The organism is Pseudescherichia sp. AS216 (assembly GCF_037152055.1).
Lineage (GTDB): Bacteria > Pseudomonadota > Gammaproteobacteria > Enterobacterales > Enterobacteriaceae > Pseudescherichia.
Window position 1 is genome coordinate 220,633 of sequence record NZ_JBBCMV010000002.1, and the last position, 23,677, is coordinate 244,309.

The window sequence follows — 23,677 nt, forward strand, 5'->3', positions numbered from 1 at the left end:
CTAGTTTCCTTGCGGCAATCCGTTCAGCTCAGCCTGGGTATTTTCAGGCGATACCAGCAGAGTAATTTCCACGCGGCGGTTACGGGCGCGGTTTTCCGGCGTCGTATTTGGCGCGATGGGGTCCATCTCCCCTCTTCCCTCGGCTTTCACACGCTGGGGCTGCGAGAGGCGATCCTGCAACTGCTTTTGCACCGACCGGGCGCGCTCAAGAGAGAGCTCGTAGTTAGAGGCGAAGCGAGCGCTGCGGATCGGCACGTTATCGCTGTAGCCCACTACCAGAATCTTGCCGCTCACGTTGTTCATGGCCTGGGCAATACGCTCGATAACCCGGTCGTAGCGGTCTCTCACCACCGTCGAGGCAGAGGCGAACAGCCCATCTCCTTTGAGGATCACCACGCTGCGGTCCGCTTCGTCTTTCACCGCCACCAGCCCCGCCTCGATCTCCGGCTTCAGGAAGCCGCGCAGATTCAGGACGGCAGGCAGACGCTGCGCGGGCTGCTGAATAGTCGCCTCGGGCAGCGGCGTCTGGTAGATCTTCGCCAGCACCGGATTGGTGCTGTCACCGAGCCGCCAGTTGAGAATGATGTAGAACAGGCAGGCGGCGAATCCGGCAAGCGCCACGCAGGCCCAGAGCGGCACCATGGGCCGCCACAGCTTGCGCAGTACCGGCTGGTCCTCCGGGTGCGGAGAGAGCGGCGGCGGATAGCTGCCGCGCACGCCACGGATCATCTGCCACAGCCGCTGCTTGATGGTTTCAAGCTGGGTACGGCCGTTATCCAGCACCCGGTAGCGCCCTTCAAAGCCTAGCAGTAGGCAGTAGTTAATCATCTCCAGCAGCAGAATGTGCTCACGCGGGTTCTGCGACAGACGCGCCAGCAGCTGGAAAAACTTCTCCCCGCCCCAGGTTTCGTTGTGGAAAGTGACCAGCAGACCGCTCCCGGACCAGACGCCGCTGCTTCCCCAGGGCGTCAGCGCGGCAGCTTCATCCAGCGCCGTACAGAGACAGTAGCGCGCACCGACGATGGTTTCATACGGTAGCCCTGCCTGCTGACAGCGCACTTCGAAGCGCCGGATCTCATCGATTAAACGCTGACGTAGCCCAGCCTGATCGTCATGGGATACTGAATGACGGATCTGCGGGATAGCGTTGAGCAGCGGATTCGCCGCTGCCACCAGAAGGTTATTGCTGCTTGCTCCGGTAAATGCGGCATCGTTGCCGGAAGCCTGTCGTTCCTGCATGTTAAGCGCTCGCTTTATTATTCTGTTGGGCTACGAATGGCCCAAAACGCCATATCCAGTCCTGGAAATTCGCCTGCCAGATGCAGGGCAAACGCGCCGGACTTATCCATTTCGTTCCACAGCTCGCCGCCTTTCTCCAGCTCAAAATAGCTGTATCCGGCATGCCATGGGATTTGCGGCGGAGCCACCGGCATCGCGCGCAGCCCAATGCCCGGCAGCTGGAGCTGCACCAGATCGCGGATTTTAGAGACGGGGGCAACCTTCATCTGTGCCGGGAAATGCGTTTGCAGATGCTCGCCTGGCACGCTGGCTTTTACCGCCAGCACGAAACCAAACTCGCGTACCATGCTGATTTCCGGCACGGTAGCGATATTCAGGCCGTGAGAGCGCTCGTTCAGCGGCAGTTGAATCGCCTGGTCTTCCATCACCATCGACAGACCCTGACGCAGCAGCAGCATCAACTTGCTAAAGCAGCCAGCCAGATCGTCATGGTTATAGACCGGCAGCACGCTTTCCGTGGTGCGGTGAGCGGTCCAGGTTGCCAGCTCGGAGGCAAACGGCAGCCAGCTGCGCCAGAGCGTCTCCGGATGCAGCAGCGGCAGGGACTTAATATGTGAAACCTCACCAAGGTGACGGTTCAGCAGCGACAGCAGCGTGAACTCAATCAGTTCAGAGGTGTTGAAGCGACCCGGCTGACGTAAACGGCCTGCGATCTGCTGGCTTCGCTCACCCAGCAGGCCGTGCAGATCGTTGATCATGCTGTAGATAGCATGGCTGTTGTTGGCGTTCAGCATTGGCGGAATGTAGCTGTTATCCAGCCGGACGTGGTTATCGTTACGCTTTTCATTGACGAAAGCGACGCCAATCGCGGTCCACTCTGCCGTCAGATCTTTCTCCAGCATGAGCTTCAGGCGCAGGCGGCCAAACTGTACCGTGGCCTCCCCTACCGACAGGGCGTTATCATCTTCCACCTCCTCTTCAAACGTGACAAAGCGTGCCAGCGAGGCCTTCTCTTCGCTGAAGACCACCTCTTCACGTTCGCCCCGGCGTACCGGCAGCGCCAGCACGACCTTTTCACCAGAGAGGTTATCGGGGATCTGCAGCGGCAGCGGGCCGTTACGGCTATCCCGAAAGTGGAAAAAGGTCCCGTCGGGCATCAGTCCACTGGCGTAGCTGAGCGCCACACACCCCTGGCGCAGCATGGCCTCGTCGAGCTCCAGATCGAGAAAACCCCACAGGTAAGCGCGTTGCAGCATACCCCATTCACGAATATGGCTTTGCAGGTAGCTTTCCGCGCGCTGAAAATGGTGCGGACGCAGAAACATCCCTTCGGTCCAGACGACCTTTTCTGCTTTCGTCATGATGATCTGTTTTCCTGTTAAGAAGCGCGTTACTGGCTGATGACGCGGATCCCGTTTACGTCAAAAAAGAGAGTGGCTTGCAGTTCTTCTGCAGACCCTTTCCAGAACTGGTAGATATGGTTTTCGCCCGGTACGGGCAGAGGAAGTGACATGCGCCATTTTTTGCCGTCCAGCGCCTGGTATTCCCCCATGATCCCAATGTATCGCGCCTCAGGCGAGCTTTGTCCGCTCAGGCTTTTCGACAGTTGTCCGGGCATCAGGAAGAACACATCGCTATTCAACAGGTTTGCGCCAAGTACGGCTGACGCGTTGTTCTGCAGGGAGTAGAAATCAGCGGACATGAAGTCCGCATCCGATTTCAGCAACAATACCCTGACCTTAAGTGGCGCAGAATCATTGATTTGTGGATGGGCCTGAAACTGCAGGGTGTAGCGGGAAGGCTCGCTGTGTGAAGACGATGCGCAACCACCTATCAATGCAAAGATGAACAGCAAAAACGCCAGGGAAGCCCTGCCGAAAAAAGTCTTCTTATTCATAAGGATTCGCTCGCAAAAGCTCTATTAATCCAGGATCCAGGTGCCGTTATTATTGTTTTTACAGGCTTTACCGCTGCCATCAACGTTCACGCAGGTGGCCTTTTTCCGTGCTTTTGGTCGCACAGAGGCTTTACGAACCGTGGCTTCATACTGATCGGCTTTCACCACGGCGCGCATTGGAACGTAACCGATCAGCTCGTCTTTACCTTCGTCTGCCAGCGCCATCCAGAAGTGTTCCACCTGCCCTAACACCTCATAGGTTTTACCGGTCTCCAGCGTACGGACAACCTTGCCGCTAAAGTCAGGACGAGTCATTAGCGAGGCGGGGTAGAGGGCACGGTAAGAGGCGTTCACGGGCGTAAACTCCGCTGGCGGCGAGACCGCATTACGGTGGGTTAACGTCACGCCGTTCACCTCGTGGGTGACGATGGTATCGTCAGTCATTGCAGGCTTGGCCGGTGCTTTACACCCTGCAACCGTCATAACAAAAAGAAGTGAAATAATGAGTCGCTTGTTCATATGCTTTTCCGTAGCAATATTCTGCAGATCGTTAACAGGAGATGTGAAGTTTCACTTAAGTGCTATCATTACAGGAAGATGATAATTCAACGTACTCTTTCTATGCAAAAGGCATAGCTACCGCACGAAACTTAACGAGTAAGTTCCATTTCTCGACGGCTTTTTTTGACAACTGAGAAACAATTGTAAAGCAACTTTCCATCAATTCAATATACGTCCGCGCATGCTACCTGTTTTAAGGGCACAGCAGAGCACCATAAGTGCTAATAGTAGAATCCAATGGCTTACATGGCAAAAAAGTAACCATGGAGCATCAAAAGATTCCAGATAATTAAATAAATCTATGATTTTTTTGGCTTATTAAGTGAAACTGCAACGTGAACACATAACGCAACATAATTACAATTACCACTACTATAATTAGTAGCAATGTTTCGTTACCGTGTATATCAATATAACCTCCAAAGAGAGTAGTAGTATTTTCAAAGCATGTTTAGAAAAAACATAAAATATCCTATATAGGACAGGCTATAGATTTTCGGATGTGTAAGACTACGTTGGAATCAGGAAATAACGCACCGTGACTATAAGCCTTACAAAAGTAAACTGAATATATTCTTTTAATACCAACCTAAATAGTTTAGCTACGCTAAATTATTATTGTGGAACTTCCCAGGCAGCATTTGGCTCTGTGGCGATATGCATCGCCAATATGAGCTTACCCTTCTTTAACCTATGCTAAAACATCTTCGGGTCTTACGCCTCTGCTTTTTGATGAAACTGGAAGGCGTCTCGTGAAGTTCCCTATCGCTGCTTTCCAGCGAATGCTTATCTCCGTTATCATGTCCCCCATGCAAATACCCATCACAACAACGGTATCTGCACCTCATTTTAAATCAGGGAACTGGACACAACTTCATGAGTACACAAGAGAACTTTGACGCCCATACGCCCATGATGCAGCAGTACCTGAAGCTGAAAGCCCAGCATCCGGATATCCTGCTCTTCTACCGGATGGGTGATTTTTATGAGCTGTTCTATGACGATGCGAAACGCGCCTCGCAGCTGATGGACATCTCCCTGACCAAACGCGGTGCCTCGGCCGGTGAACCCATCCCGATGGCGGGCGTGCCACATCACGCGGTGGAGAACTATCTGGCTAAGCTGGTCAGCCTCGGTGAGTCAGTGGCCATCTGTGAACAGATTGGCGATCCGGCCACCAGCAAAGGGCCGGTTGAGCGCAAGGTGGTACGCATCGTAACGCCTGGCACCATCAGCGACGAAGCGCTGCTACACGAGCGTCAGGACAACCTGCTGGCAGCTATCTGGCAGGACAGCAAAGGCTTTGGCTACGCTACCCTGGATATCAGCTCCGGGCGTTTTCGCCTGAGCGAGCCAGCCGATCGCGAGACCATGGCCGCTGAGCTCCAGCGTACCAACCCGGCAGAGCTGCTCTACGCCGAAGACTTTGCCGAGACCGCCCTGATTGAGGGCCGCCGCGGTCTACGCCGCCGTCCGCTGTGGGAATTTGAGATCGACACCGCTCGCCAGCAGCTGAACCTTCAGTTCGGTACCCGCGATCTGGTGGGCTTTGGCGTAGAGAACGCTACACGCGGCCTCTGCGCGGCGGGCTGCCTGCTACAGTACGTGAAAGATACCCAGCGCACCTCTCTGCCCCACATTCGGGCAATCACCATGGAGCGCCAGCAGGACAGCATCATTATGGATGCCGCTACCCGCCGTAACCTGGAGATCACCCAGAACCTGGCCGGCGGCATTGAGAATACCCTCGCCTCGGTGCTCGATTGCACGGTAACGCCAATGGGTAGCCGCATGCTCAAGCGCTGGCTGCATATGCCGGTGCGCGACACCAAAACGCTGACCGAGCGCCAGCAGACCATCGCCGCGCTACAGGATGCCACTGCCGAGCTGCAGCCGGTGCTGCGTCAGGTTGGCGATCTGGAGCGTATTCTGGCGCGCCTGGCCCTGCGCACCGCGCGTCCGCGCGATCTGGCCCGCATGCGCCATACCTTCCAGCAGCTCCCCACGCTGAGAGAGATGCTGGCCGAGGTCGACAGCGCGCCGGTACAGCGGCTGCGAGAGACAATGGGTGAATTTAGCGAGCTGCGCGAGCTGCTGGAGCGGGCAATCATCGATGCCCCGCCGGTGCTGGTGCGCGACGGTGGCGTAATCGCCCCCGGCTATAACGCCGAGCTGGACGAGTGGCGTGCCCTGGCAGATGGTGCCACCGACTATCTGGATAAGCTGGAGATCCGCGAGCGCGAGAAGCTGGGCCTCGACACCCTGAAGGTGGGCTATAACGCGGTGCACGGCTACTTTATTCAGATCAGCCGCGGCCAGAGCCATCATGCTCCCATTCACTACGTGCGTCGCCAGACCCTGAAGAACGCCGAACGCTATATCATTCCCGAGCTGAAAGAGTACGAAGACAAGGTGCTCACCTCGAAAGGCAAGGCGCTGGCACTGGAGAAGCAGCTCTATGATGAACTCTTTGACCTGCTGATGCCGCACCTGGCCGATCTTCAGCAGAGTGCCAGCGCGCTGGCGGAGCTTGACGTGCTGGTTAACCTGGCCGAACGCGCCTGGACCCTTAACTACTGCTGCCCAACCTTTAGCGATAAGCCGGGCATCCGTATTAGCGAAGGGCGTCATCCGGTGGTTGAGCAGGTGCTGAACGAACCGTTTATTGCCAACCCGCTGAACCTCTCGCCGCAGCGGCGGATGCTGATCATTACCGGGCCGAACATGGGCGGTAAAAGTACCTATATGCGCCAGACCGCGCTGATTGCCCTGCTGGCCTACATTGGTAGCTACGTGCCGGCGCAGAAGGTAGAGATTGGCCCTATCGACCGCATCTTTACCCGCGTAGGCGCGGCGGACGATCTGGCTAGCGGGCGTTCAACCTTCATGGTTGAGATGACCGAAACGGCCAATATCCTGCACAACGCCACGGAAAATAGCCTGGTGCTGATGGATGAGATTGGGCGCGGCACGTCCACCTATGACGGCCTGTCGCTGGCGTGGGCCTGCGCAGAGAACCTGGCGAACCGCATTAAGGCACTGACCCTGTTTGCTACCCACTACTTCGAGCTGACCCAGTTACCGGAGAAGATGGAAGGCGTTGCTAACGTGCATCTCGATGCGCTGGAGCACGGGGATACCATCGCCTTTATGCACAGCGTGCAGGATGGCGCGGCAAGCAAAAGCTATGGCCTGGCGGTAGCGGCCTTGGCAGGCGTGCCGAAAGAGGTGATCAAGCGCGCCCGGCAGAAGCTGCGCGAGCTGGAGAGCATTACGCCAAACGCGGCGGCCACCCAGGTCGACGGAACGCAGATGTCACTGCTCGCCGCGCCGGAGGAGGCTCATCCGGCGGTTGAGGCGTTGGAGGCTCTCGATCCGGATACCCTTTCTCCGCGTCAGGCGCTGGAGTGGATCTATCGCCTTAAGAATATGGCGTAGTTTTCTGTGGGCCTGGCCTGAGCTTCTATACTTAGGTTTTCATCCAAAAAAGGAGCGAATAGATGACGATCCATAAGAAAGGTCAGGCACACTGGGAAGGCGACATCAAAGGCGGTAAAGGCACCATCTCTACCGAGAGCGGCGCATTAAAGCAGCAGCCTTACGGTTTCAACACCCGCTTCGAAGGCGCAGCCGGGACTAACCCGGAAGAGTTGATCGGCGCTGCGCACGCGGGCTGCTTCTCTATGGCGCTGTCATTGATGCTGGGTGAAGAGGGCTATACCCCGGAGAGCATCGACACTACGGCAGATGTGTCTCTGGATAAAGTTGACGGCGGCTTTGCGATTACCAAAATCGCGCTCACCAGCACGGTGAAAGTGCCCGGTATCGAAAAAGAGACCTTCGATAAGATCATCAACAAAGCCAAAGCGGGCTGCCCGGTTTCCCAGCTGCTGAAGGCTGAGATCACCCTGGACTATACCCTCAATTAATTGAGTTAAGCCGGGCGGCGGCGCCGCCTTGCCCGGCCTACGTTTTTAGTAAAAATCGTTGCCATCGGAAAGCACAAAAGAAAAAGGCCAGTCATTTGACTGGCCTTTTTTGAAATGGTGTCGCTTATTCGCGGAACAGCGCTTCGATATTCAGCCCCTGCGTCTGCAGGATTTCGCGCAGACGACGCAGACCTTCAACCTGAATCTGACGAACGCGTTCACGAGTCAGGCCAATCTCACGGCCCACATCCTCAAGCGTTGCAGCTTCATAGCCCAGCAGACCGAAACGACGTGCCAGCACCTCACGCTGTTTGGCGTTCAGTTCGAACAGCCATTTGACGATGCTCTGCTTCATGTCATCGTCCTGCGTGGTGTCTTCCGGACCGTTGTCTTTTTCATCGGCCAGGATGTCCAGCAGCGCTTTTTCGGAGTCGCCACCCAGCGGGGTGTCTACCGAGGTAATGCGCTCGTTGAGACGCAGCATACGGCTTACGTCATCAACTGGCTTATCCAGCTGTTCGGCAATCTCTTCTGCACTTGGCTCGTGGTCCAGCTTATGGGACAGTTCACGTGCGGTTCGCAGATAGACGTTCAGCTCTTTAACAATGTGAATTGGCAGACGGATCGTGCGGGTCTGGTTCATGATTGCCCGTTCGATGGTCTGACGAATCCACCAGGTTGCGTAAGTCGAGAAACGGAACCCACGCTCTGGGTCAAACTTCTCAACGGCGCGGATCAGCCCCAGGTTACCTTCCTCAATCAGATCCAGCAGAGCCAGACCACGATTGCTGTAACGACGGGCAATCTTCACGACCAGACGCAGGTTACTTTCAATCATGCGACGGCGTGATGCAACGTCCCCACGCAGTGCGCGACGCGCGAAGTAAACTTCTTCTTCAGCGGTTAACAGAGGAGAATAACCGATCTCTCCTAAGTACAGCTGAGTTGCGTCCAGCACACGCTGTGTTGCTCCCTGAGATAACAGCTCCTCTTCAGCTAACTCGTTATCACTGGGTTCCTCTTCATTCAGGACTTTCTCATCGAAAGCCTCAACTCCGTTCTCATCAAATTCCGCATCTTCATTTAGATCATGAACTTTCAGCGTATTCTGACTCATAAGGTGGCTCCTACCCGTGATCCCTGAACAAAATCTCCATACCCCTTTTCTTATGCGTGGCAGCGGCTGTTACACAAGCTGCCACGGCAAAGCAAAGGACAGTATAGCGACTTTGCCATATTATCGCTGCGGTAAATAACGCAGCGGGTTGACGGATTTCCCCTTGTAACGAATTTCAAAATGCAAACGTGTCGAACTGGTGCCGGTGCTACCCATGGTAGCTATCTTTTGCCCCGCCTTGATATCTTGTTGTTCCCGGACCAGCATTGTGTCGTTATGGGCGTAGGCACTCAGGTAATCATCGTTATGTTTGATGATAATAAGATTACCGTAACCGCGCAGAGCATTACCGGCATATACCACGCGTCCATCTGCGGTCGCGACGATAGCCTGGCCTTTCGACCCTGCGATATCGATCCCTTTATTGCCACCTTCGGTCGCAGAGAAGTTATCGATAACATTGCCATCAGTAGGCCAGCGCCATGTTGAAATTGGTGCGCTGGTTGACGTACTGCTGGCTGTCGGTTCGGTGGTACTTACATCAGAATTGCTAACCGTAGGTGCTGTAACAGGCGCTGTGACTACCGTCGCAGGCTTGTTGTTCGGCAACATTTTGTTAGCACTCTGTTCACCTGAGTCCTCAGAATACGTAATTGTCGGTTGCGGCGCAACTACTACGGTTGATTTTTGTGCAGGCGGAGTCACTATTCCTTGCTCGGAAGCATCAGCCTGAGTGATTGCATTCCCACCAGTGATTGGCGTACCGGATGAATTTCCTACCTGGAGAACTTGCCCGACATTCAGGCCATACGGGGCAGCAACGCCATTCCGCTGGGCCAGGTCACGGAAATCATTGCCGGTTACCCAGGCAATGTAAAACAGTGTATCACCGCGTTTCACAGTGTAAGTACTGCCGCCAGTATAGCTCCCTTTCGGAATGTTCCCATACTGACGATTGTAAACAATTCGACCATTTTGCGTCTGAATGGGCTGCGACGTCACCGGTTGAGGCGTCGCTGGCTGAATGGTCGTTGGCGGAGCGATAACCGGCTGAACCGGCTGAATTTGCGGTGCCGGCTGTGGTGCGCTGCCCATCTTCGGTGGAGGGGTAATTAACATCCCGGATTCGGTGCTGCTGCCGGAGGCGCTGCCGCCATCAACGGAGCTTACCGGTGCGGGTGGATTACCAGAATTTGAGCATCCTGCCAGCCAGAGCGAAACCAGTGACAGTGCCGCAATCCGGCTTAAGGTGAATGTTGGGCTTCCCGTGCTCATTTATCCCCCAAAAATGTATTTGCTTGTGCGTGTTGAAAACCGTAGCGTTATTTAACGCCGCCCCACCTTACGCTTAAACTCGCTGAAAACTTTAGGAAAAATCCGGGTCTCAGGCCAGTTCGCCTTTCACAAGCGGGACAAAGCGTACGTCTTCCACGGTTTCGATGATAAATTCGCTTCCCCGTCGATGGATGCACTTTAGCTGCTGGTGCTCATCGCCCACGGGTAAAACGAGAATGCCGCCGTTATCCAGCTGCGCCAGAAGCGCGGCGGGGATCTCCGGCGGTGCGGCCGTGACGATGATGGCATCAAACGGGGCGCGCGCCTGCCACCCCTGCCAGCCATCGCCATGACGCGTAGAAACATTATGCAGGTCGAGCTGCTTCAGGCGGCGACGCGCCTGCCATTGAAGACTTTTGATGCGCTCAACGGAGCAGACATGGCGCACCAGATGGGCCAGGATAGCAGTCTGATAGCCAGAGCCGGTGCCGATCTCCAGTACTCTGGAGTCCGGCGTCAGCGCCAGCAGTTCGGTCATTCGCGCGACCATATAGGGCTGCGAGATGGTCTGCCCCTGGCCGATAGGCAGCGCGACGTTTTCCCACGCTTTGTGTTCAAACGCTTCATCAATAAATTTCTCACGGGGAACCCGTGCGATAGCGTCCAGGACATGTTCATCTTTAATGCCCTGGCTGCGTAACTGATCGAGAAGGGCTTGTACGCGTCTGCTTACCATTGCGTGTTCACCCCGGCACGGCTTAACCAGTCCGAAACAACATCACGCGCACCGTAGGCAGTAAGATCGACATGCAGCGGCGTTACCGAGACGTAGCCTTCATCCACGGCGGCAAAGTCGGTGTCCGGCCCGGCGTCGTGCTTCTCACCCGGCGGACCAATCCAGTAGAGCGTATTGCCGCGCGGATCCTCCTGCGGAATGACCTTATCCGCCGGATGGCGACTGCCGCAGCGGGTCACGCGAATGCCTTTGATCTCATTGAGAGGCAGATCGGGCACGTTGATATTCAGGATGCGACCGGTGCGCAGCGGCTCCCGGCTCAGGGCGCGGAGAATCGAACAGGTCACGGCGGCGGCAGTGTCATAGTGCGTGTAGCCGTTAAGCGAGACCGCCAGCGCCGGAAAACCAAGGTGACGCCCCTCCATTGCCGCGGCTACCGTCCCGGAGTAGATCACATCGTCGCCAAGGTTCGGCCCGGCATTGATCCCGGCTACCACGACGTCCGGACGCGGGCGCATCAGCGCATTGACGCCCAGAAAGACACAGTCGGTAGGCGTCCCCATCTGCACGGCGATATCGCCATTTTCGAAGGTAAAGGTACGAAGTGACGATTCCAGCGTCAGAGAGTTAGAGGCTCCGCTGCGGTTACGATCGGGCGCGACAACCTGCACATCGGCAAATTCCCGTAAAGCATGGGCCAGCGTCTGAATGCCTGGCGCATGGATCCCGTCATCGTTACTCAGCAATATTCGCATAATCACCCGATGTATTGATAAGTTCCCTTACAACGCTGGTGGCAAAGCTCCCTGCCGGCAGCCAGAAGCGCAGTTCGACAGTAACATCATCCCACCAGTTCCAGCTCAGCTGCTGCGGATAGAGCAGCGCCGCCCGGCGCGAGGCCTCAACCTTTTCCCGCACCAGCAGGGACTGTAACAGCGGCGAATCGCTAATGGCCGCCTCTTCACGCGCCAGCGCTTCGCGCTGGGTTCCCCACTCGCCGGTACCCGGCAGCGCAGCGGTAATCAGCAGCGCTTTATCATCAACGCGCGCCTGGAGCGCCGCCAGCTCTTCCGGCGTGGCCACGAACCAGCTTCCGCGCCCCGCTAATTGTAGCGCATCGCCGTCAACAACTTGATTAAAGTCCGCTTTTTTCAGGCGCTCGCTGACGATCTGATTAAACAACGCGCTGCGTGCCGCCGACAACCAAAAACTGCGTTTATTGCGATCGCGCACCGGGGCATCGCTCTGCGCCCAGCGTAGCGCACCGTGCAGGTTGCTGCCGCCGATACCGAAGCGCTGCGCGCCGAAGTAGTTCGGTACGCCCTGCCCGGCGATTGCCGTGAGACGCGCCTCGACGTCGGCGCGGTTGCTCACCTCACGCAGCACCAGCGTAAACTGGTTGCCCTTCAGCGCACCCAGCCGCAGCTTGCGTTTATGCCGCGCATACTCCAGCACCTGGCAACCTTCCAGCTGAAACGCGCTGAGATCCGGCATCTCTTTACCCGGCACGCGGGCGCAGAGCCACTGCTCGGTCACCGCATGCCTGTCTTTCTGCCCGGCGAAGCTGACCTCTCGGGCAGAGATTTTAAGGAATTTTGCCAGCGCGTCAGCGACAAAGCGGGTATTACAGCTGGTCTTCAGCACCCGCACCAGAATATGCTCGCCCTCGCCGTCAGGCGCGAAGCCTAAATCTTCTACCACGACGAAATCTTCCGGGTTGGCCTTCAGCAGGCCACTGGCCAGCGGTTTGCCGTGCAGGTACGTTAGCGCGTCAAACTCGGTCATTTAGCCGCCTTGACTAACAGCGCCACGGCTTCGCAGGCAATGCCTTCGCCGCGCCCGGTAAAGCCCAGCTTCTCGGTGGTGGTGGCCTTAACGTTAACGTCGTCCATGTGGCAGCCGAGATCTTCTGCAATAAAGATGCGCATCTGCGGGATATGCGGCAGCATTTTCGGTGCCTGGGCGATAATGGTCACATCCACGTTGCCAAGGGCATAACCTTTCGCCTGAATACGACGCCAGGCTTCGCGCAGCAGCTCGCGGCTGTCAGCGCCTTTAAATGCCGGGTCGGTGTCCGGAAAAAGTTTGCCGATATCGCCCAGCGCCGCCGCGCCAAGCAGCGCATCGGTTAAGGCGTGCAGGGCCACGTCGCCATCAGAGTGCGCCAGCAGGCCTTTCTCATAGGGAATACGTACGCCGCCGATGATGATGGGGCCTTCGCCGCCAAAAGCGTGTACGTCAAAGCCGTGTCCAATACGCATTATCAGTTCTCCATAGAGGCGTTACGGGTAAGATAAAATTCTGCCAGCGCCAGGTCTTCAGGCCGCGTCACTTTAATATTATCAGCGCGACCGGCAACCAGCTCGGGATGATAGCCGCAGTGCTCCAGTGCTGAGGCTTCATCGGTGATGGTTGCCCCGTCGTTCAGCGCCCGCGTCAGGCACATTTTAAGCAGCGGTAAGGGGAAAAACTGAGGGGTTAGCGCGTGCCACAGATCGTTACGATCAACGGTGTGGGCAATGGCGCTTTTGCCGGGCTCGGCGCGCTTCATGGTATCGCGCACCGGGGCGGCCAGAATGCCACCCGTAGGGCTGGTTTCGCTAAGAGAGAGCAGACGGGAAAGATCGTCCTGATGCAGGCAGGGACGGGCCGCATCGTGTACCAGCACCCACTCGGCATCACCGGCAGCGTGCAGACCAGCCAGCACCGAATCGGCGCGCTCTGCGCCGCCGTCAACCACGGTTACCTGAGGGTGGTGCGCCAGCGGCAGCCGGGCGAAGCGTTCATCGCCTGGGCTGACGGCAATAATCACCCGCTCCACACGCGGATTTGCCAGCAATGCCGCAACCGCGTGTTCAAGAATGGTTTTATTGCCAATCGAAAGATACTGTTTAGGGCATTCCGTTTGCATACGGCGGCCAAATCCGGCGGCCGGTACGACGGCACAGATGGCCGGAACTATTGCTGCCATGTAAGAAAACCTGGGCCTGTTATCGATTATTTTGTGGTGACCCTGGAGTACGTTTAGACGCATCCGGAACCAGACGATAAAAGGTTTCGCCCGGCTTGGTCATACTGAGTTCGTTACGTGCGCGCTCTTCAATCGCTTCCTGACCGCCGTTGAGATCGTCGATCTCGGCAAAAAGCTGATCGTTACGCGCTTTTAGCTTAGCGTTTGTTGCCTGCTGTACTGTGACATCATCGCTGACGCGGCTGAAGTCGTGGAGGCCATTCTTGCCAAACCACAATGAATACTGTAGCCAGACCAGCAGAGCCAGCAACAGCAGCGTTAATTTACCCATCCTGCCCCCTGTAAAACGGCATCATCATCCCATAACTTACGCCAGGACTCCACTCTAAGCCGATGCCGTAACGACGCTGCCAAATGTACCATACCTCACGCGATCCAGGCACTGTCCAGCCTGGAAACATCGTCTTAAAAAGCGTTACGGTTTGAATTATGGCGTGCTTTAACCCATCAGCCACATAAATAGCATGCCGAACATGCCCACGCTGGCGAGCGCCGTCACCAGGCTGGTGTAAACTAGCCTGCCGTTAAGCAAGGAGTGGATGGCAATCCCGACCACAACCGCAACGGGCATCAGTGCGAGAAAGAACGGCCAGGTATAGAGAAAGAAAAAGAGGGTATTAGAGCCGTACAGCAGGAACGGAATGCTTAGCGCCAGCAGCCATGAGGCAAAGCCAACGACAGCGCCTGGCAGTGACCAGGCCGGCTCGTCATTGGCAACGCCGGTTTCAGATGGAGTAATAGTAATATTCTGGCTATTGCGCATAGTGGATCCTGTGACCTGACTTGCCGGGCGCAAAACCCGGCGTTGTCTCAGGATCTGATAATATCGTCCCGTTTCAGTAGATCTAATAATTGAGCCACTAAATTTGTTACTAATTGTTCACCGTCCAGATGCACCTCGGGTAATTCAGGTGCCTCATAGACGGAATCGATCCCGGTAAAATGGCGTAGCTCACCGGCGCGCGCCTTTTTATACAGCCCTTTGGGATCCCGCGCTTCGCAGGTAGCCAGCGAGGTATCGACAAAGATTTCGTAAAAACGCCCCTCGCCTACACGCTCGCGCACCATCTGCCGCTCGGCCCGGTGCGGAGAGATGAAAGCTGTCAGCACCACCAGCCCCGCATCGACCATCAGCCGGGCAACCTCGCCCACGCGGCGAATGTTCTCCTTGCGATCGTCGTCGCTGAAGCCCAGATCGCTGCACAGACCGTGGCGCACGTTGTCGCCGTCCAGTAGATAGGTGCTAACACCCAGCCGGTGCAGGGCCTCCTCCAGCGCCCCGGCGACGGTGGATTTACCCGAGCCGGATAGCCCGGTAAACCACAGCACAACCCCACGGTGACCGTGGAGTTGCTCCCGCTGCTGCGCGGTGACGGGATGGGCGTGCCAGACGACGTTCTCGTCATGCTCCGCCATTATTTGCCTCCCAGCAGATCGCGCGCGCCCCAGTGTGGGAAGTGCTTGCGTACCAGCGCATTCAGCTCCAGCTCAAAGGCGCTGAACTCAGACGGCGCGGCCACGGCATCAGCGTTCGGCTGATTAACCATGCCCGCCCCGACGGTGACGTTGCTCAGGCGGTCGATAAAGATCATCCCGCCGGTCACCGGGTTGTCCTGGTACTTATCCAACACCAGCGGCTCGTCAAAAGTCAGATCCACCAGCCCAATGCCGTTAAGCGGCAGCGCGTCGACGCTGCGCTGGGTCAGGTTATTGATATCCACTTGATACTGAACGCCGTCCACCCGCGCTCGGGTCTTCTTGCCAGCGATTTTAATGTCATAGCTCTGGCCTGGGCTCAGCGGCTGCTCGGCCATCCATACCACATCTACCGCTGCGCTCTGTACGGCTGGCAGGCTCTCCTGCGCATCCAGCAGCAGATCGCCCCGGCTGATGTCGATCTCATCCTTCAGCACCAGGGTCACCGCTTCGCCCGCACCTGCTTCCTGCAGATCGCCATCGAAGGTCACAATGCGTGCCACCGTGGACTCCACGCCCGACGGCAGCACCTTGACGCGCTGGCCGACCTTGATGCTGCCGGAGGCCACGGTACCGGAGAAGCCGCGGAAATCGAGGTTCGGACGGTTAACGTACTGCACCGGGAAGCGCATCGGCTGGGTATCGACTACGCGCTGGATCTCCACGCTCTCCAGCACTTCCAGCAACGTCGGGCCGCTGTACCACGGCATGCTTGCGCTCTGGCTGGCTACGTTATCTCCTTCAAGCGCCGACAGCGGCACAAAGCGGATATCGAGGTTGCCCGGCAGCTGCTCGGCAAAGGTCAGGTAGCTCTGGCGAATCGTGTCAAAGGTCTCTTCGCTGAACTCAACCAGGTCCATTTTGTTCACCGCCACCACCAGGTGCTTAATGCCCAGCAGGGTGGAGATAAAGCTGTGGCGACGGGTCTGATCCAGCACGCCTTTACGCGCGTCAATCAGCAGGATCGCCAGATCGCAGGTCGAGGCCCCGGTCGCCATATTACGGGTGTACTGCTCGTGCCCGGGGGTATCTGCGATAATAAATTTGCGTTTTTCGGTAGAGAAGTAGCGGTAGGCCACGTCAATGGTGATGCCCTGCTCACGCTCGGCCTGCAGGCCATCCACCAGCAGCGCGAGGTCAAGCTTTTCGCCCTGGGTCCCGTGGCGTTTGCTGTCGTTGTGCAGCGTGGAGAGCTGATCTTCATAGATCTGGCGCGTGTCGTGCAGCAGACGACCAATCAGGGTGCTTTTGCCGTCGTCGACGCTGCCGCAGGTCAGAAAGCGCAGCAGGCTTTTGTGCTGCTGGGCGTGCAGGTACGCTTCGACGCCGCCTTCATTAGCAATTTGTTGAGCAATAGTGGTATTCATGGCGGCTCCTTAGAAGTATCCCTGGCGTTTTTTCAGCTCCATCGAACCGGCCTGGTCCCGGTCGATGACGCGCCCCTGGCGTTCACTGGTGGTGGAGACCAGCATCTCTTCGATGATCTCCGGCAGCGTCTGGGCATCAGACTCTACCGCGCCGGTCAGCGGCCAGCAGCCGAGGGTACGGAAGCGCACCATGCGCTGTTTGATCTCTTCGCCCGGCTGCAGGTCGATGCGATCGTCATCGATCATCATCAGCATGCCGTCACGTTCCAGCACCGGACGTTCAGCCGCCAGGTACAACGGAACGATTTCAATGTTTTCCAGGTAGATATACTGCCAGATATCCAGCTCGGTCCAGTTCGACAGCGGGAAGACGCGGATGCTCTCCCCTTTGTTGATCTGCCCGTTGTAGTTGTGCCACAGCTCCGGACGCTGGTTTTTCGGATCCCAGCGGTGGAAGCGGTCGCGGAAGGAGTAGATACGCTCTTTCGCGCGGGACTTCTCCTCGTCGCGGCGTGCACCACCAAAGGCGGCGTCAAAGCCGTACTTATTCAGCGCCTGCTTCAGCCCTTCCGTCTTCATGATATCGGTGTGCTTGGCGCTGCCGTGCACGAACGGGTTGATCCCCATCGCTACGCCTTCCGGGTTTTTATGCACCAGCAGCTCGCAGCCGTAGGCTTTGGCGGTACGGTCACGGAACTCATACATCTCACGGAATTTCCAGCCAGTATCGACATGCAGCAGCGGGAAAGGCAGCGTACCTGGATAGAAAGCCTTGCGTGCCAGGTGCAGCATCACGCTGGAGTCTTTGCCGATGGAGTACATCATCACCGGATTGGAGAATTCAGCCGCCACCTCGCGAATGATATGGATGCTTTCCGCCTCCAGTTGTCGCAGGTGGGTGAGTCGTTTTTGATCCATAACCGTTCCTTAAAGGGAAATTTACCACACGAGACGATCTATTCTGTGCGTCTGCTATACGTCGCATGAGTCGCTAAAAACAAGGGATAGAGGGACTATAGGGGTCGTCTAAGGACGAATGAAATTACGAATTGGAATGAGTAGTTACTCAATGGAATAACGTTAAGCAAAAGCAAAGATCAAAAAGTGCTTAACGTGAGAAAATCCGGGCGTTTGAGCGTAATTGAAATTGTGTAACTGCGGTCACAGTTTCATACTATGCACGTCAAAAATTTTGCTTCATTTTTAAGGACTCACTATGTTTCCCGCATTGCGCCATCTTGTTGTAGCTCTGGCGCTCGGTGTGTGCTTTACCGTGCCGGCACAGGCTAAGATCAGCCAGCCCGGCGAGATGGCCAGCGAGCAGGCTCGCCATATTGCTACCTATTTCCCAGGCCGCATGACCGGCACACCTGCGGAGATGCTCTCAGCGGACTATCTGCGCCAGCAGTTTGAACAGATGGGCTACCAGAGCGACATCCGCAAGTTCAACAGCCGCTACATCTATACCTCACGCAATAAGAACCAGAACTGGCACAACGTGACGGGCAGTACGGTCATCGCCGCCCATGAAGGCAAGCTGGCTCAGCAGATCATTGTGATGGCGCATCTCGATACCTACGCGCCGCGCAGCGACGCCGATAGCGATAACAACCTTGGCGGCCTGACGTTACAGGGCCTCGACGATAACGCCGCTGGGCTGGGGGTGATGCTGGAGCTGGCTGACCAGATGAAGCATATGCAGACCCAGTACGGCATCCGCTTTATCGCCACCAGCGGCGAGGAGGAGGGACGGCTGGGCGCGGAAAATCTGCTGCAGCGCATGAGCGACGCCGAGAAGAAAAACACTCTGCTGGTGATCAACCTCGATAACCTGATCGTCGGCGATAAGCTCTACTTCAACAGCGGCAAAAGCACCCCTGCCGCAGTGCGCAAGCTGACCCGGGATCGCGCCTTGGCCATTGCTCGCCAGCACGGCATCACCGCCACCACTAATCCGGGCCTGAACCCAGACTATCCGAAAGGCACCGACTGCTGCCACGACAGCGAAGTGTTCGATCGCGCAGGTATCCCGGTGCTCTCCGTCGAGGCCACGAACTGGTCGCTGGGGAAAAAAGATGGCTACCAGCAGCGGGCAAAAACCAAAGCGTTTCCCGACGGCACCAGCTGGCATAACGTGCGTCTGGATAACCAGCAGTTTATCGACAGCGCCCTGCCCGGCCGCATTGAGCGCCGCAGCCGCGACGTGATGCGTATTATGCTGCCGCTGCTTGAAGAGCTGGCGAAGGCGGAGAAAGGTACCTGAGACGGATAGTGCAGGATTTGGGTTTTGTAGGCCGGGCAAGCGCAGCGCCGCCCGGCGATATCAATTTTTAACTCCTCAACTTACCTACAAAAAAATGCCGACCCTAAAGTCAGCATTTTTCGTCCGGTGCGTTATATCACCCTTCGTGCAGCCCGCATTCGCGCTTGAGGCCGAAGAAGCGGGTCTCTTCCTCTGCCATGCCCGGCTCCCATTTGCGGGTGGTGTGCGTATCGCCCACCGAGAGATAGCCCTGGTCCCACAGCGGGTGGTACTTCAGCCCGTGCTTCTGCAGGTACTGGTAAACGGTACGGTTGTCCCAGTCGATGATCGGCAGCACCTTGAACACGCCGCGCTGAACGGCCAGCACCGGCAGCGTGGCACGGCTGCCGGACTGCTCCCGGCGCAGGCCTGCAAACCACGTCTGCGCCTTCAGCTCTTTGAGGGCGCGGTTCATCGGCTCGACCTTGTTGATCTCATTGTACTTCTCAATGCCTTCCACGCCCTGCTCCCACAGCTTGCCGTAGCGTGCTTCCTGCCACGCCGGACTCTGCTCCGCACGGTAGATCTTCAGGTTCAGCTTAAGCTTGTCTGCCAGCTCATCAATGAACTGATAGGTCTCCGGGAACAGGTAGCCAGTATCGGTCAGGATCACCGGAATATCCGGGCTGATCTGATTCACCAGATGCAGGCTGACCGCCGCCTGGATACCAAAGCTTGAGGAGAGCACATACTCGCCGGGCAGGTTCTCTAACGACCAGACGACGCGCTCTTCCGCGCTCAGTTTTTCCAGCTGGCCGTTGGTCTCTGCCAGCGCCAGAATGCGTTCAACCTTTGGCAGCTCATTAAGGGCGTTTAGATCGAGTACGGACATAAGAACCTCGTTTGCCTGTTACGCCGGGCGGCACGACGTTTGCCCGACCTACTGTTTTGTAGGCCCGGTAAGCGAAGCGCCACCGGGCATGACCTCGTTACTCCCAGAAATCCCGCGCCGGATCCAGCACAGGGCGGATGATCCCCGTCCGGACGGTGAAGTCGCCGAAACCTTCATCTGCTTCGCGCTCTTTCGACCAGCGGCCTACCAGCACGTCGATAGAGTCGAGGATCTCTGACTCGGTGATATTCTCACGGTACATGCGCGGAATACGCGTGCCCATGCGGTTGCCGCCAAGGTGCAGGTTATAGCGTCCCGGCGCTTTACCCACCAGGCCCATCTCCGCCAGCAGCGCACGGCCACAGCCGTTCGGACAGCCGGTGACGCGCATGACGATATGATCGTCACCAACGCCGTGCTTCTCCATAATCGCTTCGACTTTATCAACAAAGCTCGGCAGGAAACGCTCCGCTTCCGCCATCGCCAGCGGACAGGTCGGGAAGGCGACGCAGGCCATGGAGTTCTCACGCTGCGGTTTCACCGCATCCATCAGACCATGGGAGCGGGCCAGCTTTTCAATCTTCGCCTTTTCGCCTTCCGGCACGCCCGCGACGATCAGGTTCTGGTTCGCGGTCAGACGGAAATCACCCTTGTGGATCTTCGCGATCTCCAGCAGGCCGGTCTTCAGCGGACGATCCGGGTAATCAAGGATACGACCGTTTTCGATAAACAGCGTCAGGTGCCACTTGTTATCGATACCCTTCACCCAGCCGATGCGATCCCCGCGACCCGTGAATTCGTAAGGACGAACCGGCTCGAATTTCATGCCAGCCCGGCGTTCAACTTCCGCTTTAAAGGTCTCAACGCCCACGCGCTCAAGGGTATATTTGGTCTTGGCGTTTTTACGATCGGTACGGTTGCCCCAGTCGCGCTGGGTGGTCACTACCGCCTCTGCCACCGCCAGGGTGTGCTCCAGCGGCAGGAAGCCAAACTCGCTCGCGGTACGGGCGTAGGTTTTTTTGTTACCGTGCTCGATTGAGAGGCCACCGCCCACCAGCAGGTTAAAACCGATCAGCTTGCCGTTCTCGGCGATGGCGATAAAGTTCATGTCGTTAGCGTGCAGATCAACGTCGTTCTGCGGCGGGATCACTACCGTGGTTTTGAACTTACGCGGCAGATAGGTCTGCCCGAGGATCGGCTCTTCATCGGTGGTCGCCACCTTCTCCGCGTCGTGCCAGATCTCAGCATAGGCGCGGGTGCGTGGCAGCAGGTGCTCAGAGAGCTTCTTCGCCCACTCGTAGGCCTCCGCATGCAGCTCCGACTCAATCGGGTTAGAGGTGCAGAGCACGTTACGGTTCATGTCGTTGGCGGTCGCCAGCGCGTCCAGACCCACTTCATGCAGCATCTGATGGGCAGGCTTAACGTTCTTCTTCAGAATACCGTGATACTGGAAAGTCTGGCGGTTGGTCAGACGAATGCTGCCGTAAATGGTCTTCTCTTCGGCAAACTTATCGATAGCCTGCCACTGCGTCGGGGTAATGATCCCCCCCGGCAGACGGCAGCGCAGCATCATGGCATGGCGCGGCTCCAGCTTCTGTTCGGCGCGTTCGGCACGAATATCACGATCGTCCTGCTGATACATACCGTGGAAGCGGATCAGCAGAAAGTTGTCACCTTTAAAACCGCCGGTAAGCCCGTCGTTCAGATCTTCCGCAATCGTACCGCGCAGGTAGTTGCTCTCACGTTTCATACGCTCGGCGTCGGTCAGTTTACCTTCGACCACCAGCGGACCAGGGTGTTTATCGCTCATTAGTAGACATCTCGCTGATAACGGCGCTCTACGCGCAGCTCACTTAAATATTCGTCAGCCGTTTCGGTATCCATGCCACCGAACTCGGCAATCACTTCCAGTAAAGCCTGCTCAACGTCGCGCGCCATACGCGTCGCGTCGCCGCAGACATAAATATGCGCGCCTTCGTTGATCCAGCGCCACAGCTCTGCGCCCTGCTCGCGCAGCTTATCTTGTACGTATATTTTCTCTTTCTGGTCACGGGACCAGGCCAGATCGATGCGGTTCAGCACGCCCTCTTTGACGTAGCGCTGCCACTCCACCTGGTACAGGAAGTCTTCGGTAAAGTGCGGATTACCAAAAATCAGCCAGTTTTTACCCGGTGCCTCGTCGGCCGCACGCTGCTGCATAAAGGCGCGGAACGGGGCGATACCGGTGCCTGGGCCGATCATGATCACCGGCGTCTCTGGATTTGCAGGCAGGCGGAAGTTGTCGTTGTGCTCAATGAACACGCGAATCTCACCGTCCTCTTCGACACGATCGGCGAGGAAGCCTGATGCGCCGCCGGTGCGGGCGCGGCCTTCAACGTCATAGCGCACCACGCCAACGGTAACGTGCACTTCGCTCTCGACTTCCGCCTGGGATGAGGCGATAGAGTAGAGGCGCGGGGTCAGAGGACGCAGCAGGCCAATCAGCGCCTCAGCATCCAGCTGGGCAGCCGAGAAGCGCACCATGTCGACGATCGGCGTCGTCGCGGCGTAGTGCTGAAGTCGAGCTTTGTCGCCCACCATCGGCAGCAGGGTTTCACTGCGGCTCAGCCTGGCGTAGTTCTCAACGATGCTGGCGGTGTTGACCGTCAGCTCAAAATGCCACTCCAGCGCTTCAGAGAGCGGCAGCGTTTTGCCATCTACGGTGACCGGCTCGTCACCTTTCAGCCACAGCAGTTCAACCAGTTCGCGCACCAGCGCCGGATCGTTCTGATACCACACGCCCAGCGCATCGCCCGGCTGGTAGCGCAGACCGGAGTCGCCCAGATCGATCTCGATATGGCGCACATCTTTCTCAGAATCACGACCGGTGATCTTCTGGTTCACGGCGAGCGTGGCGACCAGCGGCTCCTCTTTAGTATAGGGGCTGGAGAAGACCTCGTTGACCACGCCGGTGGCGGTCACTGCCGCCTGGGCCGGGCTTTCGGTGGGCACGCGAGCCTTGAGGATCTCAACGATGCGGGCCCGCCACTCGCTGGCCGCCGTCTGATACTCAACGTCGGCATCCACGCGATCCAGCAGGCGCTCGGCACCCAGCTCCGCCAGCTTGCTGTCAAAATCTTTACCGCACTGGCAGAAGAATTCGTAGGAGGTATCGCCCAGGCCGAACACGGCAAAGGCACTGCCGTTAAGCTTCGGCGCTTTTTTTGAGAACAGGAACTTGTGCAGGGCGACCGCTTCTTCCGGTGGCTCCCCTTCCCCCTGGGTCGAAGCAACCACAACCAGCAGCTTTTCATTGGCAATTTGTTTGAATTTATAGTCGCCAGCGTTGACCAGGTTGACGTTGAGCTTCGCCGCCAGCAGATCGTCACGCAGTGCTTCTGCGACGCGACGCGCGTTACCGGTTTGCGACGCGCTGAGCAGCGTGATCGTCGGCGTCTCTGCCGCCGGAGCCGGCGCTGCCGCCATCGCTGCTGCGCCAGGCTGCTGATTAAGCACGCCCCAGAAATAGCCGGAAACCCAGGCGAGCTGGGTCGGTGTTAAATCGATGGTGGCTGCCTGAAGGCGCGCCAGCTGCTCCGGGTTCAGCGGAAGCAAAGCGGAAGGTGGGACCTGTGTCGTCATGCGTCGTTATGTTCCAGTAAGCAAAGCGAATAAAAAAGCGTAAAAACAGAACAGAGTGTAAGGTTAACGGCGTGAATAATAACAATTAAAGAAGGGATGGAAATAACAAATAACTAAAAACGCTAACCGCTTTTAGTCATAGTTATTAACAGTAAAACAGGTTAATTAATCAATTGATATATAAAGATAAAATGGCAATTTTATGACTATAGGGCAGGCTTTACCGCTTTTGCCTGTTTTAGTTAATGCCAAAAAAGGTCAATTCCGGTAGTATGCGGCGGTTTTTGCCTGTCT

Annotated in this window: 22 protein-coding genes; 3 read left to right on the plus strand and 19 right to left on the minus strand. The window is 57.0% G+C overall.

Annotated features, from left to right (window positions below; genetic code table 11):
* The 4 genes from WFN61_RS06605 to WFN61_RS06620 are packed head-to-tail and all read right to left on the minus strand — an operon-like array spanning position 1 to position 3,655.
* Positions 1-1,239, minus strand: coding sequence for a DotU family type VI secretion system protein (locus tag WFN61_RS06605; RefSeq protein WP_042387804.1), 1,239 nt, complete (start codon positions 1,237-1,239; stop codon positions 1-3).
* A 17-nt stretch (positions 1,240-1,256) separates the two neighbouring features.
* Positions 1,257-2,600, minus strand: coding sequence for a type VI secretion system baseplate subunit TssK (gene tssK / locus WFN61_RS06610; RefSeq protein WP_144817762.1), 1,344 nt, complete (start codon positions 2,598-2,600; stop codon positions 1,257-1,259).
* Between the two features lie 29 nt (positions 2,601-2,629).
* Positions 2,630-3,136, minus strand: a complete 507-nt coding sequence (gene tssJ, locus WFN61_RS06615; protein WP_337038366.1) for a type VI secretion system lipoprotein TssJ — start codon at positions 3,134-3,136, stop codon at positions 2,630-2,632.
* A 24-nt stretch (positions 3,137-3,160) separates the two neighbouring features.
* Entirely contained in the window at positions 3,161-3,655 is a 495-nt protein-coding gene (locus WFN61_RS06620; protein ID WP_312177988.1) for an SH3 domain-containing protein, read from the minus strand.
* A gap of 918 nt (positions 3,656-4,573) precedes the next feature.
* Between WFN61_RS06620 and mutS the strand changes: the two genes are divergently transcribed.
* Complete coding sequence (gene mutS / locus WFN61_RS06625; protein ID WP_222888701.1) at positions 4,574-7,135, plus strand: DNA mismatch repair protein MutS; 2,562 nt, start codon at positions 4,574-4,576, stop codon at positions 7,133-7,135.
* 62 nt (positions 7,136-7,197) lie between these two features.
* On the plus strand, positions 7,198-7,626 hold the full coding sequence (locus WFN61_RS06630; protein WP_144817758.1) for an OsmC family protein: 429 nt from the start codon (positions 7,198-7,200) through the stop codon (positions 7,624-7,626).
* 124 nt (positions 7,627-7,750) lie between these two features.
* On the opposite strand, the gene rpoS is transcribed toward WFN61_RS06630, so the two are convergent.
* The 12 genes from rpoS to cysD all read right to left on the minus strand — a co-directional run bounded on the left by rpoS (position 7,751) and on the right by cysD (position 17,546).
* Entirely contained in the window at positions 7,751-8,743 is a 993-nt protein-coding gene (gene rpoS / locus WFN61_RS06635) for an RNA polymerase sigma factor RpoS (RefSeq protein ID WP_103818262.1), read from the minus strand.
* Between the two features lie 120 nt (positions 8,744-8,863).
* The gene (gene nlpD / locus WFN61_RS06640; RefSeq protein ID WP_144817757.1) at positions 8,864-10,018 is read right to left on the minus strand and encodes a murein hydrolase activator NlpD; all 1,155 of its coding nucleotides are present in this window, start codon (positions 10,016-10,018) and stop codon (positions 8,864-8,866) included.
* Between the two features lie 109 nt (positions 10,019-10,127).
* Positions 10,128-10,754 (minus strand): protein-L-isoaspartate(D-aspartate) O-methyltransferase, encoded by a 627-nt coding sequence (locus tag WFN61_RS06650; RefSeq protein ID WP_144817756.1) that lies wholly within the window; start codon positions 10,752-10,754, stop codon positions 10,128-10,130.
* Positions 10,748-11,509: a 5'/3'-nucleotidase SurE gene (gene surE / locus WFN61_RS06655; RefSeq protein ID WP_312633145.1), complete on the minus strand. Its 762-nt coding sequence runs from the start codon at positions 11,507-11,509 to the stop codon at positions 10,748-10,750. Before surE ends, WFN61_RS06650 begins: the two co-directional genes overlap by 7 nt.
* Positions 11,490-12,539 carry a tRNA pseudouridine(13) synthase TruD gene (gene truD / locus WFN61_RS06660; RefSeq protein ID WP_144817754.1) on the minus strand — a complete coding sequence of 350 codons (1,050 nt, stop codon included), beginning with the start codon at positions 12,537-12,539 and terminating at the stop codon, positions 11,490-11,492. The genes surE and truD overlap by 20 nt, the downstream gene beginning before the upstream one ends.
* Positions 12,536-13,015 carry a 2-C-methyl-D-erythritol 2,4-cyclodiphosphate synthase gene (gene ispF, locus WFN61_RS06665; RefSeq protein ID WP_144817753.1) on the minus strand — a complete coding sequence of 160 codons (480 nt, stop codon included), beginning with the start codon at positions 13,013-13,015 and terminating at the stop codon, positions 12,536-12,538. The genes truD and ispF overlap by 4 nt, the downstream gene beginning before the upstream one ends.
* A 2-nt stretch (positions 13,016-13,017) precedes the next feature.
* Complete coding sequence (gene ispD, locus WFN61_RS06670; protein ID WP_144817752.1) at positions 13,018-13,725, minus strand: 2-C-methyl-D-erythritol 4-phosphate cytidylyltransferase; 708 nt, start codon at positions 13,723-13,725, stop codon at positions 13,018-13,020.
* 19 nt (positions 13,726-13,744) lie between these two features.
* Entirely contained in the window at positions 13,745-14,056 is a 312-nt protein-coding gene (ftsB, locus tag WFN61_RS06675) for a cell division protein FtsB (protein WP_042387824.1), read from the minus strand.
* Between the two features lie 168 nt (positions 14,057-14,224).
* Complete coding sequence (locus WFN61_RS06680; RefSeq protein WP_144817751.1) at positions 14,225-14,548, minus strand: DUF3561 family protein; 324 nt, start codon at positions 14,546-14,548, stop codon at positions 14,225-14,227.
* Positions 14,549-14,595: 47 nt separating this feature from the next.
* Positions 14,596-15,201 (minus strand): adenylyl-sulfate kinase, encoded by a 606-nt coding sequence (cysC, locus tag WFN61_RS06685; protein WP_144817750.1) that lies wholly within the window; start codon positions 15,199-15,201, stop codon positions 14,596-14,598.
* Complete coding sequence (gene cysN / locus WFN61_RS06690) at positions 15,201-16,628, minus strand: sulfate adenylyltransferase subunit CysN (protein ID WP_257758409.1); 1,428 nt, start codon at positions 16,626-16,628, stop codon at positions 15,201-15,203. Before cysN ends, cysC begins: the two co-directional genes overlap by 1 nt.
* A gap of 9 nt (positions 16,629-16,637) precedes the next feature.
* Positions 16,638-17,546: a sulfate adenylyltransferase subunit CysD gene (gene cysD / locus WFN61_RS06695; RefSeq protein ID WP_042387833.1), complete on the minus strand. Its 909-nt coding sequence runs from the start codon at positions 17,544-17,546 to the stop codon at positions 16,638-16,640.
* Between the two features lie 298 nt (positions 17,547-17,844).
* On the opposite strand from cysD, the gene WFN61_RS06700 reads away from it, so the two are divergent.
* Entirely contained in the window at positions 17,845-18,891 is a 1,047-nt protein-coding gene (locus WFN61_RS06700; RefSeq protein WP_337038370.1) for an aminopeptidase, read from the plus strand.
* Positions 18,892-19,027: 136 nt separating this feature from the next.
* Here the strand turns inward: WFN61_RS06700 and cysH are convergent, their stop codons facing one another.
* The 3 genes from cysH to cysJ form a co-directional block, all read right to left on the minus strand.
* Positions 19,028-19,762 (minus strand): phosphoadenosine phosphosulfate reductase, encoded by a 735-nt coding sequence (gene cysH / locus WFN61_RS06705; protein WP_144817747.1) that lies wholly within the window; start codon positions 19,760-19,762, stop codon positions 19,028-19,030.
* 97 nt (positions 19,763-19,859) lie between these two features.
* Entirely contained in the window at positions 19,860-21,572 is a 1,713-nt protein-coding gene (gene cysI, locus WFN61_RS06710; RefSeq protein ID WP_312283035.1) for an assimilatory sulfite reductase (NADPH) hemoprotein subunit, read from the minus strand.
* A complete protein-coding gene (gene cysJ / locus WFN61_RS06715; RefSeq protein ID WP_337038373.1) occupies positions 21,572-23,383 on the minus strand; it encodes an NADPH-dependent assimilatory sulfite reductase flavoprotein subunit in 1,812 nt (603 codons plus the stop codon). The genes cysI and cysJ overlap by 1 nt, the downstream gene beginning before the upstream one ends.
* Between the last annotated feature and the right edge of the window lie 294 nt (positions 23,384-23,677).